Annotated in this window: 12 protein-coding genes and 1 pseudogene; 7 read left to right on the top strand and 6 right to left on the bottom strand. The window is 51.6% G+C overall.

Features of this window, described 5'->3' with window-relative positions:
* From K5905_RS10595 to K5905_RS10575, 5 genes are all read right to left on the bottom strand, one after another.
* Positions 1-385, bottom strand: a 385-nt coding sequence (locus tag K5905_RS10595) for an ATP-binding cassette domain-containing protein (protein ID WP_297583385.1), incomplete at its 3' end; no start/stop codon positions are given.
* 2 nt (positions 386-387) lie between these two features.
* The gene (locus tag K5905_RS10590) at positions 388-1,356 is read right to left on the bottom strand and encodes an ABC transporter ATP-binding protein (protein WP_297583382.1); all 969 of its coding nucleotides are present in this window, start codon (positions 1,354-1,356) and stop codon (positions 388-390) included.
* A complete protein-coding gene (locus K5905_RS10585; protein WP_297583379.1) occupies positions 1,353-2,294 on the bottom strand; it encodes an ABC transporter permease in 942 nt (313 codons plus the stop codon). The genes K5905_RS10590 and K5905_RS10585 overlap by 4 nt, the downstream gene beginning before the upstream one ends.
* Positions 2,291-3,265 (bottom strand): ABC transporter permease, encoded by a 975-nt coding sequence (locus K5905_RS10580; protein WP_297583377.1) that lies wholly within the window; start codon positions 3,263-3,265, stop codon positions 2,291-2,293. The genes K5905_RS10585 and K5905_RS10580 overlap by 4 nt, the downstream gene beginning before the upstream one ends.
* 87 nt (positions 3,266-3,352) lie before the next feature.
* Positions 3,353-4,933 carry an ABC transporter substrate-binding protein gene (locus tag K5905_RS10575; protein ID WP_297583375.1) on the bottom strand — a complete coding sequence of 527 codons (1,581 nt, stop codon included), beginning with the start codon at positions 4,931-4,933 and terminating at the stop codon, positions 3,353-3,355.
* 574 nt (positions 4,934-5,507) lie between these two features.
* On the opposite strand from K5905_RS10575, the pseudogene K5905_RS10570 reads away from it, so the two are divergent.
* A pseudogene (locus tag K5905_RS10570) lies at positions 5,508-5,909 on the top strand (IS5 family transposase); the annotation flags it as partial.
* Positions 5,910-6,182: 273 nt separating this feature from the next.
* On the opposite strand, the gene K5905_RS10565 reads toward K5905_RS10570, so the two are convergent.
* Complete coding sequence (locus tag K5905_RS10565; protein WP_297583388.1) at positions 6,183-7,088, bottom strand: LysR family transcriptional regulator; 906 nt, start codon at positions 7,086-7,088, stop codon at positions 6,183-6,185.
* 374 nt (positions 7,089-7,462) lie between these two features.
* Between K5905_RS10565 and K5905_RS10560 the strand changes: the two genes are divergently transcribed.
* The 6 genes from K5905_RS10560 to K5905_RS10535 all read left to right on the top strand — a co-directional run bounded on the left by K5905_RS10560 (position 7,463) and on the right by K5905_RS10535 (position 14,407).
* Positions 7,463-8,887 carry an ABC transporter substrate-binding protein gene (locus K5905_RS10560; RefSeq protein WP_297583373.1) on the top strand — a complete coding sequence of 475 codons (1,425 nt, stop codon included), beginning with the start codon at positions 7,463-7,465 and terminating at the stop codon, positions 8,885-8,887.
* Positions 8,888-9,009: 122 nt separating this feature from the next.
* Positions 9,010-9,984, top strand: a complete 975-nt coding sequence (locus tag K5905_RS10555; protein ID WP_297583371.1) for an ABC transporter permease — start codon at positions 9,010-9,012, stop codon at positions 9,982-9,984.
* A gap of 3 nt (positions 9,985-9,987) precedes the next feature.
* Complete coding sequence (locus K5905_RS10550) at positions 9,988-10,944, top strand: ABC transporter permease (protein ID WP_297583369.1); 957 nt, start codon at positions 9,988-9,990, stop codon at positions 10,942-10,944.
* A gap of 3 nt (positions 10,945-10,947) precedes the next feature.
* Positions 10,948-11,925, top strand: a complete 978-nt coding sequence (locus K5905_RS10545; RefSeq protein ID WP_297583367.1) for an ABC transporter ATP-binding protein — start codon at positions 10,948-10,950, stop codon at positions 11,923-11,925.
* Positions 11,922-12,929 carry an ABC transporter ATP-binding protein gene (locus tag K5905_RS10540; protein WP_297583364.1) on the top strand — a complete coding sequence of 336 codons (1,008 nt, stop codon included), beginning with the start codon at positions 11,922-11,924 and terminating at the stop codon, positions 12,927-12,929. Before K5905_RS10545 ends, K5905_RS10540 begins: the two co-directional genes overlap by 4 nt.
* Positions 12,929-14,407, top strand: a complete 1,479-nt coding sequence (locus K5905_RS10535; protein WP_297583361.1) for a M81 family metallopeptidase — start codon at positions 12,929-12,931, stop codon at positions 14,405-14,407. The genes K5905_RS10540 and K5905_RS10535 overlap by 1 nt, the downstream gene beginning before the upstream one ends.
* Positions 14,408-15,381 lie beyond the last annotated feature (974 nt).

Here is a 15,381-nt window from a genome sequence, read left to right as displayed (position 1 = left end):
CTTCACTGATAATGTCGCCCACTCGCATTCGCGGGTTCAAACTGGAAAATGGATCTTGAAAAACCATCTGGAACTTCAGGCGAACAAGATCACGTTCCTTCTTCGAAAGTGAACCAAGTTCCTGGCCCCGATACTTTAACTGACCACCAGTAGGCGGAATGGTCCCTATGACCATCCGGCCGAGAGTTGACTTGCCGCAACCGGATTCGCCCGCCAGACCGACAACTTCACCTGGATGGATCTGCAGGCTTACGCGATCCACAGCACGCAGCCTTTCCGGTTTGGGAGCAAGCTTCAGGCGCGCTGCTGCTTTGGCAAGTGTGCCCTGGTTTTTCTCGAAGTTTCTTGAAACGTCGACTACTTCGACCAACGGAGCAATGCTCATGTCTAGGCCACCTTGGATTGGCGAGTTATCGGGTGAAAACAGCGTGTTACGTGCCCTGGTTCAGGTTCGCTGACAGGTGGGGCAGAGGTACACATTTCGTCAGCTTTGCGGCATCTTGGATGAAATGGGCAACCGGACGGGCGCTTGTCGATGCTCGGCGTCACACCCGGAATTTGGTGAAGACGCCGACCGCGTAGGTTGCGGCTTGGAACACTCCCGATGAGACCGTGGGTGTAGGGATGGAGTGTCTTGTCCAAAACAGCATCGGTCGAACCTGTTTCCACGACCTTGCCGGAATACATTACGGCAATCTCATCCGCCAATCCGGCGACGACCGAAAGATCGTGCGAGATCCAGATGAGAGCTGTATTTCTTTCCCTCGTAAGCTTCTGAATTTCTGAGAGAATTTGCGCCTGAATTGTCACATCAAGAGCTGTTGTCGGCTCATCTGCAACGATCAGATCTGGTTTGTGAAGCAGTGCGATGGCTATGACAACACGTTGACGCATTCCGCCGGAGAACTGATGCGGATAGGCAGCAAGTCTTTCTTCCGGAGATCCGATTCCGACCGCTCCGAGAGCGTCGCGTGCTCGTCGTACGGCTTCCACCTTGCTGGTTTTTTCGTGAGCAAGAACCGCCTCAACCATCTGCGTTCCAACCCGTAGCACTGGATTGAGCGTCATCATCGGATCTTGAAAAATCATGGAAATTCGATTGCCTCGAATCTTGCGCATTGATTTGTCATCAGCGCCGACAAGATCGTGTCCATCGAACAGGACTTGTCCCGAGGTAATCTTGCCGGGTGTTTCAAGGAGTTTGAGAATAGACATTCCTGTCACGGATTTTCCGGAACCGGACTCACCCACCAATCCTAAGATTTTACCTCTGTTCACCCGAAGCGATACGCCGTCCAGAGCGCGCAAGGCACCAAAGTCGACACAGAGATTCTTGATTTCTAAAGTTGCGGTCATCGCTTGTTCTTCGGATTTAGAATGTCGCGCAGGTGATCGCCGACGAGGTTGATCGATACGATGGTTATCAGCAGCGCAAGGCCAGGGAGGAAACTGATCCAGTAGTCGCCCGAGAGCATGTACCGGTAGCCGTTCGCGACGAGCAGCCCCAAGGAGGGCTCGGTGATCGGGACACCCAATCCCAGGAAGGAAAGCGTTGCTTCAAACGCGATTGCATGGGCAATCTGGATCGTTGCGATGACAATCAAGGCGGGAATGCAGTTGGGTAACAGATGCCGAAGCACGATCCGCCATTTGGGCAGGGCCAAAGTTTCCGCCGCTTCAATATATTCACGCCGTCGTTCGGCTAAAGCACTGGCTCTGGCCGTTCGTGCGTAGATTGCCCATTCAACAATGATGAGTGCCAGGATGACGTTGACTATGCCTTTGCCCATGACGGCCAGGATCATCAGTCCGGTCAGGATTGTCGGAAACGAGAGCTGGAGGTCCACAAACCTCATGACCAGGGTTTCGACAATCCCTCCGAAATAGGCTGCGAGCAGTCCCAGTATCGATCCGATGATAGCTGCAACAAACGCCGACCCCACGCCCACCAGAAGTGACGTTTGAAGCCCGAACAGGATGCCTGACAGCATATCCCTGCCTTGGCCATCGGTACCGAGCAGATAGTAGTTTCCGTCGACACCGACGCTCCCCGGAGGCAAACGCCCATCCAGTATGTTCAGTTGCGACAGATCGTATGGATCCTGCGGTGCGATGACTGGGGCCAGGACCACTGCAACGATTATCGATGTTATGACGATCAGCCCGACCACCGCGGTTTTCGATCGGATGAAATCCAGAAAAAAGAGACGAAGCAGGGAGGGTTCGCGTTCATCGATTGGAACGCTCAGCCGTTTGGAAGGAACTGGTCGCGTCACCGAAGATTGAGTGGTCATCCGCGATCTCCCAGTCTTACCCGAGGATCGAGCAATGTGTAGCTCAGATCGACCAGCAGATTGATCACAACAAAGATGGTCACAATCATCATCAGATAGGCGACGATGACGGGACGATCCAAGACATTGATCGAGTCAATAATGAGCTTACCAGTTCCCGGCCAGGCAAATACCGTTTCGGTCACGACAGCGTATGCAATTGTTCCGCCGAACCCGAGTCCAACAACAGTCACAACCGGGATCATGATGTTTTTCAAAACATGCACACCTACGATGCGAACGGGCGAAAGGCCTTTGGCGCGTGCAAACTTGATGTATTCGGTATGCAGCGTTTCACTTGTCCCTGCCCGGGTCAGCCGCAGCACCATTGATATTTTATAGAGTGACAAGTTGAGTGCCGGGAGGAACATGTGTTTCAGGCCGTCCCAGGTCAGGAATGACCAGCGCATCCCCAACACTTCGACAGTTTCTCCCTGGCCAATGCTCGGAAGCCATCCCAGCATTACGGAAAACAGCATTATCAGCATCAATCCGACCCAGAAGGACGGGAGCGAGAAACCTAGAATGCTTACAGTCATTATCACGCGCGACACGGCGATTTCCGGATAGAGACCCGCGATCAATCCGAGTGGAATTCCGATGAGGACAGACAGAATGAGAGCGGCGACGGCAAGCTCAAGCGTTGCCGGCAATCTTTGCATGATGACGTCAAGCGCCGGCTGATTGAACACATAGCTATTTCCAATGTCACCGTTCAGGGCGTTCTTGAGAAAGATCAGATATTGTTCCCACAAGGGTTTGTCGAACCCCAGTGCACTGATCGCTTGCTGCCGGACTTCTTGATCCGCATCTGGCGAGATCATGATGTCGACCGGATTTCCAATGACATTGACACCGATAAAAACCAGCGCCGTCATGGCGAGCAAAACCAAAGCAGCCTGAAGCAATCGCCTCAGCAACCAAATAAGCATATTTCCTCACTCCAAGCACCGTTCGTGGCGCCTATTCGTCACAGCGGACCCCGGGGGGATCCGCTGTGCCTGTATTAAGACGCAGACCTATTTGGCGTGCACATGCTGGGCACTGGTTTCGACTTTTTTGTTTGCGTCGAAAGTAAATCCGTCACGTGTTGCCCAAGTTGCGTTCAGGAAGTAGACAGGCAAAATTGCCATGTCTTCACCAATGAGGATTTCGGTTGCTTGCCTGAGCAAGTCATAGCGTTTTTCTGTGTCGAACTCCTGCAACGCAAGTTGAACAAGGTTGTCGAACTCCCGGTTCGAATACCGCCCGCGGTTCCACGCGCCCACACCAGCATCGATATCGTAGGTCATGTAACCGTTACGCAAGTTCAGTGAAGTGTCGGGCCGTTTATCGCTTCGACCCCACATAAATGCCGAATACTCACCTTTCGTGGCCTCAGCGGAATAGACACTGTAGGGACGGCAATCGACGGCATTTATCCTGATACCACCTCGCGCAATCATCTGAGCCATCGCCTGAATGGCATCTGCCGTATTGACATCCCGATCTGTCGCACAATGCAGTGTCAAACCAAAGCCGTCGGGGTATCCCGCCTCAGCCAGCAGGACCTTGGCAGCGTCGGGGTCATATTGGTCCGGGACCAGGCTCTTTGAGTAACCACCCTGACCTTCGACTGCGACTTGCCCCGCCGGTGTCGCCAGCCTTGCAAAGACATGGTCGGTAATCGCTTCGCGGTCAATCAGCTTCGACAAAGCCTTTCGGACACGCACATCCTTGAGCGGATTGATATCGAGCGGCCGCCCCTCGTGATCCGTTACGAAGGGACTGTTGTCATTTACAAGATCCAGATACAGGAACAGCAGGCGCACCGATGGGGATGAATGGATTTCCACTCCCGACTGGCCGCGCAGAAAATCTACATCTTCAGAGGGGACCGCATCAATGACGTCGACTTGCTTTGATAAAAGCGCCGCGACGCGCGCTGATGAATCCGCTATGAATTTTACTGTGACGTTCTCGAACTCAGGCTGACCGCCCCACCATTCCGGGTTGGCTTCAAGTTCAGCTGCCTCCCCGGGGATCCAGGACACCAGTCGGTAAGGACCGGTTCCGACTGCAGCTTTGCCTGAATTGAAATCCGCCGTGTCAACGTCTCCGAATTCCGACGACGTAATGAACACTTCGCCAATTTGGTTCATGAGCAGCGGCGTCGGAACCTTCGTCTTGATCCGGACAGTCAAATCATCAACGACCTCAACCTCGTCAACGGCAGCCACCTGGGGCGTAACTGGCGATGGACTGTTCGGCATCGACCCGGCTCGCTTCAGCGAGTATTCGATATCTTTGGCCGTAAATTTTGCTCCGTTGTGAAATCTGACATTTGGGCGGAGCTTGATTTCCCAAGTCAATTCGTCGATCGGCTCCCACGATGTCGCCAACGCTGGATAGAGCTGCAGATCTTCACCAAAGAAGACCAGCCCGTCGTACAGGTCCGTGGCCATGGCATTGCCGGTCGGCTGAACTGTGAAATGCGGGTCGAGCACTGTTTGCGGTGTGGACCGCCCCATAACCAAGTCCTTGGCTAAGGCCGGCGCGCCCCCCAAAGCGCCCAACACAACGCCGGCCGCCAGCACCCGCTTCAAGTATGCATTCATCATTGTACCTCCCTCTGGATGGTTCGTGCCCGGCCTTTCCTCACATTAACGTCTTTGAATTTCGGTGAGGATCCGAGCCCATTTTCCCTTCGCGCAATGACGCTGCAAAGTTGAAACAATCGAGCCCGGATCCTCCTCGGGAGGAAGCCGAGTACTGGCGTTATACGCGCCTAATTTAAAATTAGCAAATATTTGCGCAAACTTTTTATCATAAATTTGAACACACTTGGAATGTGCCTGTTTTCTGGATCAAAAAGAGAGGCCGACAGAAGGTGAGCTGACGCATGGTTAGTCTTCGGGACAACAACAAGCCCAACACGCAGCAAATATTGATATCTAGAAAAGTAAACCCTGCCCTCAATAGTGGCTAGATGTGCTTTCCAATGAGGTTGTTCACGGATTGAGATTCAGGCGACTGGTCGGTGTCTTGAAGTTAGGCCCTGTTGACAAGGTGGTTTCCCAAATCAGATGAGCTGTGATTCAAGACTGTCTTTTAGGAGGCATTCTTGGCACGTGGCGATTTGGCAGACTCAGAATAGGAGCTGATTGAAGCATTACTTCCTTCGGAGCGAGGCCGAAAATCCACACCCGAACAGACGGTCAAGGATGCCCTCTCGATTTTGTCCTGATAGGCGGTGAAGCATCTGACTACAGTGCCGTTTCCGCCCTTATGGAGCTACCTTGCCACAAGCCACGACTGCTCCTGGCCGACAAGGGATACGACGGCGATGTCGTGTGTCAAAGCTTGCTGCTCATTGGCATCAGCCCGGTCATTCCGCCGAAGTCGAACCATAGGGACCCGATACCTTGCAACTTCCGAGCCTACAAGGACAGGAACCGAATCGAGCGCATGTTCAATAAGGTCAAACAGTTCCGAAAGATTGCCACTCGGTACGACAAATCTAAAAGATCCTTTGCCGCGTTCCTCAATCTCGCAGTCGCGCGCATCTGGTTACGCAACTTTGTCAACAGGGCCTAGCTATGCCGCAGAAAAATCCTCGAATATTACGGACGACATCGAGGAAGTGAGCGCAGCAGCCAATCATACAGGGACGCTCGCGCAACGAGTAATGGTTTCAGGTGAAAGTCGCAATGCCCGATCAAAACGTTTGAGGCTTGAGATCCAGGAGTTTCTTGATGAATTTCAATCCGCATAGGACGTAAAGAGAACAATGTCTTTTGCATTCTTGCAGATTGTCAATACATGCAGTCATCTGAGACCAGTAATCTAGGATCTTTATTTTGGGCATATTCAGTCGACTGAGATCCGTCGGTCCAAACCATTTCGGATCCGCCGTTCACAGTGCTCGACAAACGCCCGAACGGACGCTCTTGTGGCGTTCTGCCGTGTACTGGAAACCATCAATGTTGACTTTCGTGTTTCCTCAAGCAGGGGCAAACACACAACTTTTGCGCCGCTGTAGGTCATTCGCTCGGGGGGGCGTGTCTGGAGAAGTGCTACACCCAGACCCGCACCAACGAGACTTCGCACCATTTCATAGTTTTCGGTACGGTATGCAAAGTTCGGCTTGATCCCCGCCGTGACGAAAATCGACGTATAGTATTCACGGGAACTCGGCAGATCCAATAGGATAAGTGGTTCTGAGGAGATATCGTGCAACGAGACCTGGCTATTTTTAGACAGCGGATGACCTTCCGCTAGAACCACATGCGGAGGGACGACGGCAAGAGCCGAAGAAGAAAGTCCCGCACTCATGTCGGCTTCGTCATATGAAATGCCTACATCCGCCTCTCCCCTGTGTATGAGATCGAAAACGTGGCGAGGATTGCCTTCCAGGATAGTGACGTTGATCAAAGGAAAGTCTTTTACAAAAGAACGCAGAATTGGCGTCAGGACAATTGGCGCGATTGGTGTAAAGCAGGCTACATACAGCTGTCCCGAGACCTGTGCTTTTGCGTCTCCTTGTTCCGCTCCAAGACTATCAACCTGATCAAGAATAGCTCTGACTTTTACGAGGACATCGCGTCCAGCCGCGGTCAATCGAGCTCCCTTTGAAGGTCGCCTTTCAAACAATTGCAGGCCAAGCTCCGTTTCCATGGTGTCAATGCTGGTGCTCATGACAGATTGAGAAACGCGAACGGCTTCTGCGGCTCGTGAAAGATTTTGGTGCCGCGCAGCGGCTGCAAAATATCTCATCGTGCGCAATGTGACATTCATCTGAAATTCCAAACAAGTTTTTTTGAATTATATATTTTTCATAATAATGCACAACGGATATCTTTCTCAGATCAAGAGAACGGTACCGCTGATCCGATAAGGCAGAGGGGGCAAGGACGACGGAGGCGTCTCCCCCAATCAGACAATGCTTGCCAAATGGACAGGACGGACCGAACCAGAGAGGGAGCGATCAGATGAGGTGTTTGAAGAAAAGCCTACTGCTGAGTGCAGTTTGTATAATTCTTTCAGGCGGAGTTGCAGGTCACGCGCAAGCGGAAAATACACTGCGCTTTTCAAACAAGGGTGATGCTCCGACATTTGATCCGCATGCCCTGAACACGCAAGATACACTTATGGCAACCATTCAGGTCTATGACGGCCTGGTGATGCGAAACCCCGAAATGGAGATCGTTCCAGGGCTTGCCGTTTCCTGGACGAATATCGATCCAAATACGTGGGAGTTCAGATTAAGGGAAAACGTCAGGTTTCACGACGGAAGTGATTTCGACGCTGATGATGTCATCTTTTCGATTAACCGCGCCTTGTCTGAGACCTCCCAGATGCAAGGATACCTGAACTCCATTGAAACCGTGAAGAAGGTAGACGATCATACCGTCAGGCTGATTACGAAGGGTCCAAATCCAATCCTTTTGGACCAGCTTGTAAACGTCTTTATGATGGACAAGGAATGGTCAGAAGAACACGGCGTTGAACGCCCGCAAAATTTCAAAGACCAGGAAGAAACTTTCGCAGTCAGGAACGCAAATGGTACGGGTGCGTTCAAGCTAGAGTCACGCGAACCAGATATTGAAACTGTATATGTCCGCAATCCCGATTGGTGGGGATCGGAGACTTATGACCACAACATTGATCGAGTTGTTTGGCGCCCAATTTCGAACTTGGCCACGCGTGTTGCCGCCTTGCTTTCTAACGAGGTCGACTTGGTTATTGACCCGCCGCTGCAGGACCTGGCGCGAATTGACAACTATCCGGAACTCAATGTTCTCTCGACGAGCCAAATTCGGACGATTTTTCTGGGCCTGGATGTCGGTAGAGACGAATTGCGGAATTCGAGTGTCACAGGTGAAAATCCCTTCCAGGACGTGCGGGTACGCGAGGCAATTTATCGCGCAATCAACATCATTGCGATCCGCGAGAAGATTATGCGCGGACTTTCAATGCCGGCTGGTATGCTCATTGAGCCTCCGATCAACGGATACAATGCTGATTGGGACAACAACCGGCTTGAGTATGATCCGGAAAGAGCCGCGGAACTTCTTCAAGAGGCAGGCTACCCGGACGGGTTTACAGTGCGGCTCGATTGTCCGAATGACCGGTACATCAACGATGAGGCAATTTGCCAGGCCGTCGTCGGAATGCTTGGCAGGATAGGCATTCAGGTAAATCTGAATTCGCAACCAAAATCAAAGCACTTCCCGCTCATCACTGGACGCGATACCGATTTTTATATGCTTGGGTGGGGAATCCCTACCATGGATTCAGGCTTCATCTTTGATTATCTGTTCCATTCGGACGGTTCCTGGAATGCATCTGGGTACGGCACGCCTCAATTGAACGCCAAGATCGAAAAAATTCGATCTGTTATCGACAAAGAAGAGCGCGACCTCCTGATTGCAGAAATCTGGGAACAGATTGTCGCTGAAATGCCGTACATACCCCTGCACCACCAGATGGTGACCTGGGCCGCAAGCAGCGATCTGAATATCCCCGTTGAACCGAACAACATGCCCCGGTTCTATTGGGCAAACTTCAACTAACGCGACTTGACGCAAACTGGCATTCGATTGAGCGAGGTGCCCGAAGTCCCGTGACGGACGACGCGGAACCTCGTTCTACCGGCCAGCTACGTTGTTCCTAAATAAATCTATAGAGAGTAGTCATGGCGAACTTCATTGTGACGCGCATACTGCAATCTGCTGCGGTTATGTTCTTTGTCGCACTGATCTGTTTCTGTCTGTTTCGATATGTCGGTGACCCGATCGTGAATATGGTCGGACAGGAAACCACAATCGAAGACATGGAAGCTCTGCGTCAATCGTTGGGGCTGGACAAGCCGGTGCTTGTTCAATTCGCTCACTTCATAGCAGGCGCGCTTCAGGGCGAATTTGGAATCTCTTACCGGTTGCAGCGACCGGTCAGTGAATTGATCGCCGAAAGACTCCCTGCCACTCTGGAGCTGGTATTCGTCTCTGCGATTATCGCATTGACCCTGGGAATATCGGGCGGGCTTTTGACCGGCATCAAGCGCAATGCATGGTACAGCCGGCTTGTGTTGGCCTTGTCTCTTGTCGGTGTTTCTCTCCCGACATTCGTAGTCGGCATCCTGTTGATTTACCTCTTCGCAGTGACGCTGAACTGGTTGCCGTCTTTTGGACGAGGTCAAGTCGTTGACATTGGCTGGTGGTCGACTGGACTTCTCACCGTCAGCGGCTGGAAGGCAATCATTCTACCTGCTGTTACGCTTGCCCTGTATCAGACCACCTTGATCCTTCGCATCGTCCGCGCTGAAATGCTCGAGGTTCGGCGGACCGACTTCATCAAGTTCGCCTGGGCACGCGGTCTTGCGCCACGTTCTGTGTATTTTAACCACGCACTGCGCAACACCTTGATCCCCGTCATAACTGTAACAGGATTGCAGATCGGTTCGCTGATCGCGTTTTCGATCATCACAGAGACGGTATTTCAGTGGCCGGGTATGGGCAGCCTGTTCATTCACGCGGTTCAGTTTGCCGATGTTCCGGTAATGGCTGCCTATCTTGTCCTTGTTGCCCTCTTTTTCGTCCTCATCAATCTGATTGTTGATCTGCTTTATTTCGCGGTGGATCCACGCTTGCGCATGTCCGCGGGGCACTAAACAATGCTAATGAAACCAGAAACCGAAGTTGGCTCGCACAGACATCTGCTAACCTCTGTTAGGCGTGTTCTCGACAGTGACGTAGCCCATAGCTTCTTTGCTTCACCTGCAACGGTCCTTGCGGCGCTCGTAACGCTGTTGTTCGTCTTCATGGCAGTCTTTGCACCTGTCCTGACGTCATACACCCCTTTCAATCCTTCAACTCTCGATCTTATGGACAGTTTCATACCGCCTGTCTGGGACGCGAATGGGGATCCGTCTCATTTACTCGGTACCGACGATCAGGGACGAGATGTACTCGCTGCAATTATGTACGGCACTCGTATCTCGCTCATTGTGGGCCTGTGTTCGGTGCTGCTAAGCCTGCTCATTGGAGTTCCCCTGGGAATAGTCAGCGGATACTTCGGAGGCTGGATAGACAGCGTTGTCATGCGAATAGCAGATATACAGCTCACCATTCCTCCTATCTTGATAGCCTTGATGATTGACGGGGTGACGCGCACAGTACTTGCGGGAAACCTCCACGAGACCGCAGCCATTCCCGTGCTCATTCTTTCCATAGGGATTGCAAGCTGGCCGCAATATGCGCGCGTAGTCCGCAGCGGCACCCTCGTTGAAAGGAACAAGGACTACATCGCTGCGGCACATATGGCGCAAAGTCCTCCTTACCGCATCATGATCGGGCACATTCTTCCTAATGTAATTGGGCCGACGCTGGTCATAGCGACAATTGGCGTGGCGGTTGCGATCATCATTGAGGCAACGCTCTCCTTTCTAGGTGTCGGTGTTCCTCCGACAAGTCCTTCGCTGGGCACGCTCATCCGGATCGGCAACGATTATGTGTTCTCTGGTGAATGGTGGATCAGCTTATTCCCCTGCTTGGCCTTGGTCATGCTCGTACTGGCGGTCAATCTGATCGGTGACTGGCTACGAGACACTTTCAACCCGAAACTAAGGTGAGACATGACCGTTTTGTCTATTGAACGTCTTCGCATTGAGTTTCCGCTTCGCCGACAAGTGCTTGTTGCAGTTGACGACATTTCACTGGAAATCAATGCAGGCGAGATACTTGGAATCGTTGGCGAGTCCGGAGCAGGCAAGTCGCTCACAGGTGCGTCGCTGATAGGCCTCTTGGAGCCACCGGGCCAAGTGAGTTCAGGTCAAATTCGCCTGAACGGTAGAGACATCACAAATCTGACACAGCGTGAATTGCGAAAGATCAGAGGTAAACAGATCGGTGCAATCTTTCAAGACCCGCTCACCAGTCTGAATCCGCTTCTGACAATTGGCCGCCAACTCACAGAGACGCTGAATGCTCACTTGAAACTGCAGCAATCAGAAGCCAAAGAGCGCGCAATTGATATGCTACGTGAAGTCGGAATCCCTGCGCCAGAACAACGTATGTCATCCTATCCGCATGAGTTGTCGGGCGGAATGAGACAGCGCGTCGTGATAGCCTTGGCGTTGTGTTGCAATCCCGAACTCATTGTTGCAGATGAGCCGACGACAGCCCTTGATGTATCTGTCCAGGCCCAAATTATCTTGTTGCTCAAGAAACTGTGCCTCAAGCAAGGAACGGCGGTCATGCTGGTCACACATGATTTAGGGGTGATTGCTGAAGCGGCCGATCGGGTTGCGGTCATGTACTCAGGCCGGTTGGTGGAGATTGGACCAGTCGGCGACATAGTTGAGAACCCGATACATCCCTATACGAAGGGATTGATGGGCTCAATTCCGGTCATAGGTGCCCATAAACACCGCCTTGCGGGTATTGAAGGGGCGATGCCTCGGCTCGATGATCGGCCGCACGGTTGTGCGTTTCATCCCCGATGCTCTCATGCAACAGAGCTATGTCGAAGTCAGCAACCCAAGTTGACTGCGATTGAAAGCTCTGAACGCAAGTCTGCCTGTCATTACAATGATGAAGGTAAGTTCAGATGACCCCTGGCCTTAAAAACAGCAGCATCCTTGAGTTGAATAACCTGGAGGTGCATTTCGATGTTTCCGATCCCATAGTGACGCGTATCTTAAGTCGAAGCCCACGCAAATACGTGAAGGCAGTAAACGACATCGACTTTTCTGTCGCTCGTGGCGCAACCTTCAGCCTGGTTGGTGAATCCGGATGCGGAAAATCAACTCTTGCACGATGTGTGGCTGGACTGATCTCCCCCACAAAGGGAGATATCTCTTTCAATGGAAGCAGCATAACTGGCAAGAAAGCGCGTGACCGGAATTCGATTCTGCGCCGCATGCAGATGATCTTTCAGGATCCCTATTCCAGTCTGGATCCCCGCTGGCGGGTTGGCGACATCATTGCCGAACCGGTCCGGTCAATGAAAGTGTATGATTCCAGGCAGGAAATTATCGATCGAGTCGATGAACTATTGGTCCAAGTTGGTCTCAATCCACGCGACAAGAACAAGTATCCTCATGAGTTTTCTGGAGGTCAAAGGCAACGAATTTCCATTGCGAGATCATTGTCTGTAGCTCCGGAGTTTCTAATCTGCGACGAACCTACATCAGCGCTTGATGTGTCTGTTCAGGCGCAAATCCTCAATCTTATGTCTGAATTGCAGGAAGCATTGGATCTAACGTTGCTGTTCATCAGCCACGATCTCGCAGTCATAGACCATGTATCTGACCGGATCGGTGTGATGTATTTGGGCCGCCTTTGCGAAATTGCCTCAAAACGCGAGCTCTTCGAGACACCTCGCCACCCGTATACACGCATGCTCATTGAGACAATTCCGGACGTTCGCGGTCGAAAACGCGATCGAAAGCCGATTGAAGGTGAAGTTCCAAATCCTTTAGATCCCCCGCCTGGTTGCGTGTTTCATCAACGCTGCCCCCTCGCCAACGAAAGATGCAAGCGTGAAGTACCAGTGTTGATCACCAAAGACGGTAGCCAGATCGCATGCCACGCGGCCGAAGAGGGGAGAGGTTAATGCGTATTGGTATCGCTGGATTTCAACATGAAACAAACTCGTTTTCGCCGTTAAAGGCAGACCTGGATGCGTTCGTCCGCGAAAAAGATTGGCCGGGGCTGTCAGAAGGTGAGGATGTTATTCTAAAAACCAGTGGCTACAACTTGCCAGTCACAGGTGCTCTTGAAAAATTTCTTGCTGACGGCGTGACACCTGTCCCTCTGTGTTGGGCATTTGCAGTGCCTTCTGGCCCTGTGACCCAAGAGGCCTACGAGACGATTGCAGACAAGATCGTCAAGGGAGTTGCCGAAGCAGGTAATTTGGACGGACTGTTTCTCGACCTTCACGGAGCGATGATGTCCGAAGGCATTTGGGACGGAGAAGGCGAATTGTTACGTCGCATTCGCACGGTTACCGGGCATGACCTGCCAATTGCCATCAGTCTGGATCTTCATGCCAACATCACTCAACAGATGTTCGATTATGCCGATTATATTGATGTTTTCCGAACATACCCGCACGTGGATCTGGCCGAAACCGGTGCACGAACCGCAGGCTCGTTGGTCGACATGGTTTTTGAGGCAAAGCGTCCGGCCAAGGCTTTCAGAAAAGCAGACTTCGTTGTCGGACTGAACGCAGGTTCGACAGATTTCGAACCTGCAAAAACATTGTATGGAGAGGCATTGACCACAGTGCTTTCCGACGAAGGTGTTCAAGGTGCTTCTTTGGCACTGGGATTTCACCTGTCGGACAATGATACAAACCAACCTTCAGCAATGGTCTATGCACGCACGCAGGAGCAAGCAGACTTACATGCGGATTTTCTGGTCGATCAAATTCACAAGTCCCGGAAAGAGTTCTCGATAAATTGTCAGACTGCCAAACATTGTATTGCTGCTGCAAAAGCTGATGTGAAATGGGGCCGCACTCCCGTTGTCATTGCAGATACACAGGACAATCCTGGAGCCGGCGGAACCGGAGACACGACCGGGCTATTGCGTGATCTTATCGGCGCAAAGGTCGAGAGCGCAGTTTTGGGTGTGATCGGATGTAAGCAGACTGTTCAGCAGGCAATGCAAATTGGCGTTGGTCGCACGGGCAAGATCCAGATAGGTGGCCGGCGTTTCGTTGGCGACGAACCTTTCGCCGGCAATGTGGAAGTTTTGGCAGTCAATGACGGGTGTTTTACTGCCACTGGACCAATGTGGGGCGGTGCTCGCATGGACCTTGGACATATGGTTCTTGTCAAGATCGAAGGTGTTCGAGTGCTTATCTCTGAAAAGTCTGTTCAGACGGGAGATCGTTCTATTTTCCGCCACATGGGTATCATGCCTGAGGAAGAGCAGATTGTTTGTGTGAAAAGCTCGGTTCACTTCAGGGCGGATTTTGAACCTATGGCAGCTTCGATTTATTGCGCGCTTGCACCTGGTGCTGCCGTTGCCGACCCAGTTGACGTTGAGTATTCGTCACCGACCGTTCCAACTGGACATCCAGAATAGTACCCAAACTCTCATCCTTGATACATCTTCCCGAACGAGACTTGCGCGAAGTGTGATACATCTGAGACTTCCTACTGAGGCTTTTTCAGATGAAGGAAAACTTCGAACAGTCCAACGAGTTTTCAGTTCCCCCCAAAAACGCAAAGCTCACAGAAGCTGAGGTAAAAACAAATGCAAATTCAGTTTCGGCAGAAAGAGGAGACAATCCATTCGGATCAATTGACTGACTAGCCTCAACAATCTGGATATCAATCGCCCTTTGCAAAGATTGCTTTAATCTCATTCGAGCTAACCAGATAGCGCCAACTCACCTCCGCCCCCCAACCTTCGGAGTTTATTTTGCGCGAGGCGATACCAGGTCGCCAAGTAAATTTGCCCCTCAAACACCAATGGTGCTCCAACACAACAACTACGTTGTGGCACGTAACACTATTGAGATATTTCTCCTTTGTGCTGCGTTGTTTTCCTCCACGGATTGTCAGCAAACCCCGAATTGAAAATTCAATTATCGCTCATTTCCGACTAAAACTGGTGATTTGCGGGAAAACTCTACCAAGAAGAAAATGCGTTTCATTAAAGCGGGGGTAACGTCGGTAGCGGGCCTCCGCTACCAATTTCAGCTAAACTAATCCACTCAAGTCAAAGACTAGAAAAGTCGGGTGATCTGTGCGGCAAGCAGTATGGCCGTCTTTTTCGAACGAACTCAATTGGATCAATCCTTCAACAATGATCTGATTACCGGCCTTGCTGGCCTTGGCGCTTCTCAAGCGTTTCCGCATCGAGTCAGAAAAAACGGTGACGCTGTTACAAACAGTTCCGGTGGACCAGTTACCATCTTCGTCCTTTGCTTTACGATTGGCGACCCTCTCCCCGTAGATTGATCCAGTTTTGAGTTAGTGATTTTCTTTTTTCGAAGGAGACACTGATGAAGCGCAGATTTTCAGAAGAACAGATTATCGGCATTTTGAAGGAGC

This window comes from Roseibium sp. (assembly GCF_025698965.1).
Taxonomy (GTDB): Bacteria; Pseudomonadota; Alphaproteobacteria; order Rhizobiales; family Stappiaceae; genus Roseibium.
Note: the sequence above shows the minus strand (reverse complement) of the source record. Positions and strands in the feature narration are given on the sequence as shown.

Coding starts and splice junctions, on each gene's coding strand:
- K5905_RS10590 (WP_297583382.1), bottom strand. CDS start 1,356: ATGACCGCAACTTTAGAAATCAAGAATCTCTGTGTCGACTTTGGTGCC.
- K5905_RS10585 (WP_297583379.1), bottom strand. CDS start 2,294: ATGACCACTCAATCTTCGGTGACGCGACCAGTTCCTTCCAAACGGCTG.
- K5905_RS10580 (WP_297583377.1), bottom strand. CDS start 3,265: ATGCTTATTTGGTTGCTGAGGCGATTGCTTCAGGCTGCTTTGGTTTTG.
- K5905_RS10575 (WP_297583375.1), bottom strand. CDS start 4,933: ATGATGAATGCATACTTGAAGCGGGTGCTGGCGGCCGGCGTTGTGTTG.
- K5905_RS10565 (WP_297583388.1), bottom strand. CDS start 7,088: ATGAGATATTTTGCAGCCGCTGCGCGGCACCAAAATCTTTCACGAGCC.
- K5905_RS10560 (WP_297583373.1), top strand. CDS start 7,463: ATGGCAACCATTCAGGTCTATGACGGCCTGGTGATGCGAAACCCCGAA.
- K5905_RS10555 (WP_297583371.1), top strand. CDS start 9,010: ATGGCGAACTTCATTGTGACGCGCATACTGCAATCTGCTGCGGTTATG.
- K5905_RS10550 (WP_297583369.1), top strand. CDS start 9,988: ATGCTAATGAAACCAGAAACCGAAGTTGGCTCGCACAGACATCTGCTA.
- K5905_RS10545 (WP_297583367.1), top strand. CDS start 10,948: ATGACCGTTTTGTCTATTGAACGTCTTCGCATTGAGTTTCCGCTTCGC.
- K5905_RS10540 (WP_297583364.1), top strand. CDS start 11,922: ATGACCCCTGGCCTTAAAAACAGCAGCATCCTTGAGTTGAATAACCTG.
- K5905_RS10535 (WP_297583361.1), top strand. CDS start 12,929: ATGCGTATTGGTATCGCTGGATTTCAACATGAAACAAACTCGTTTTCG.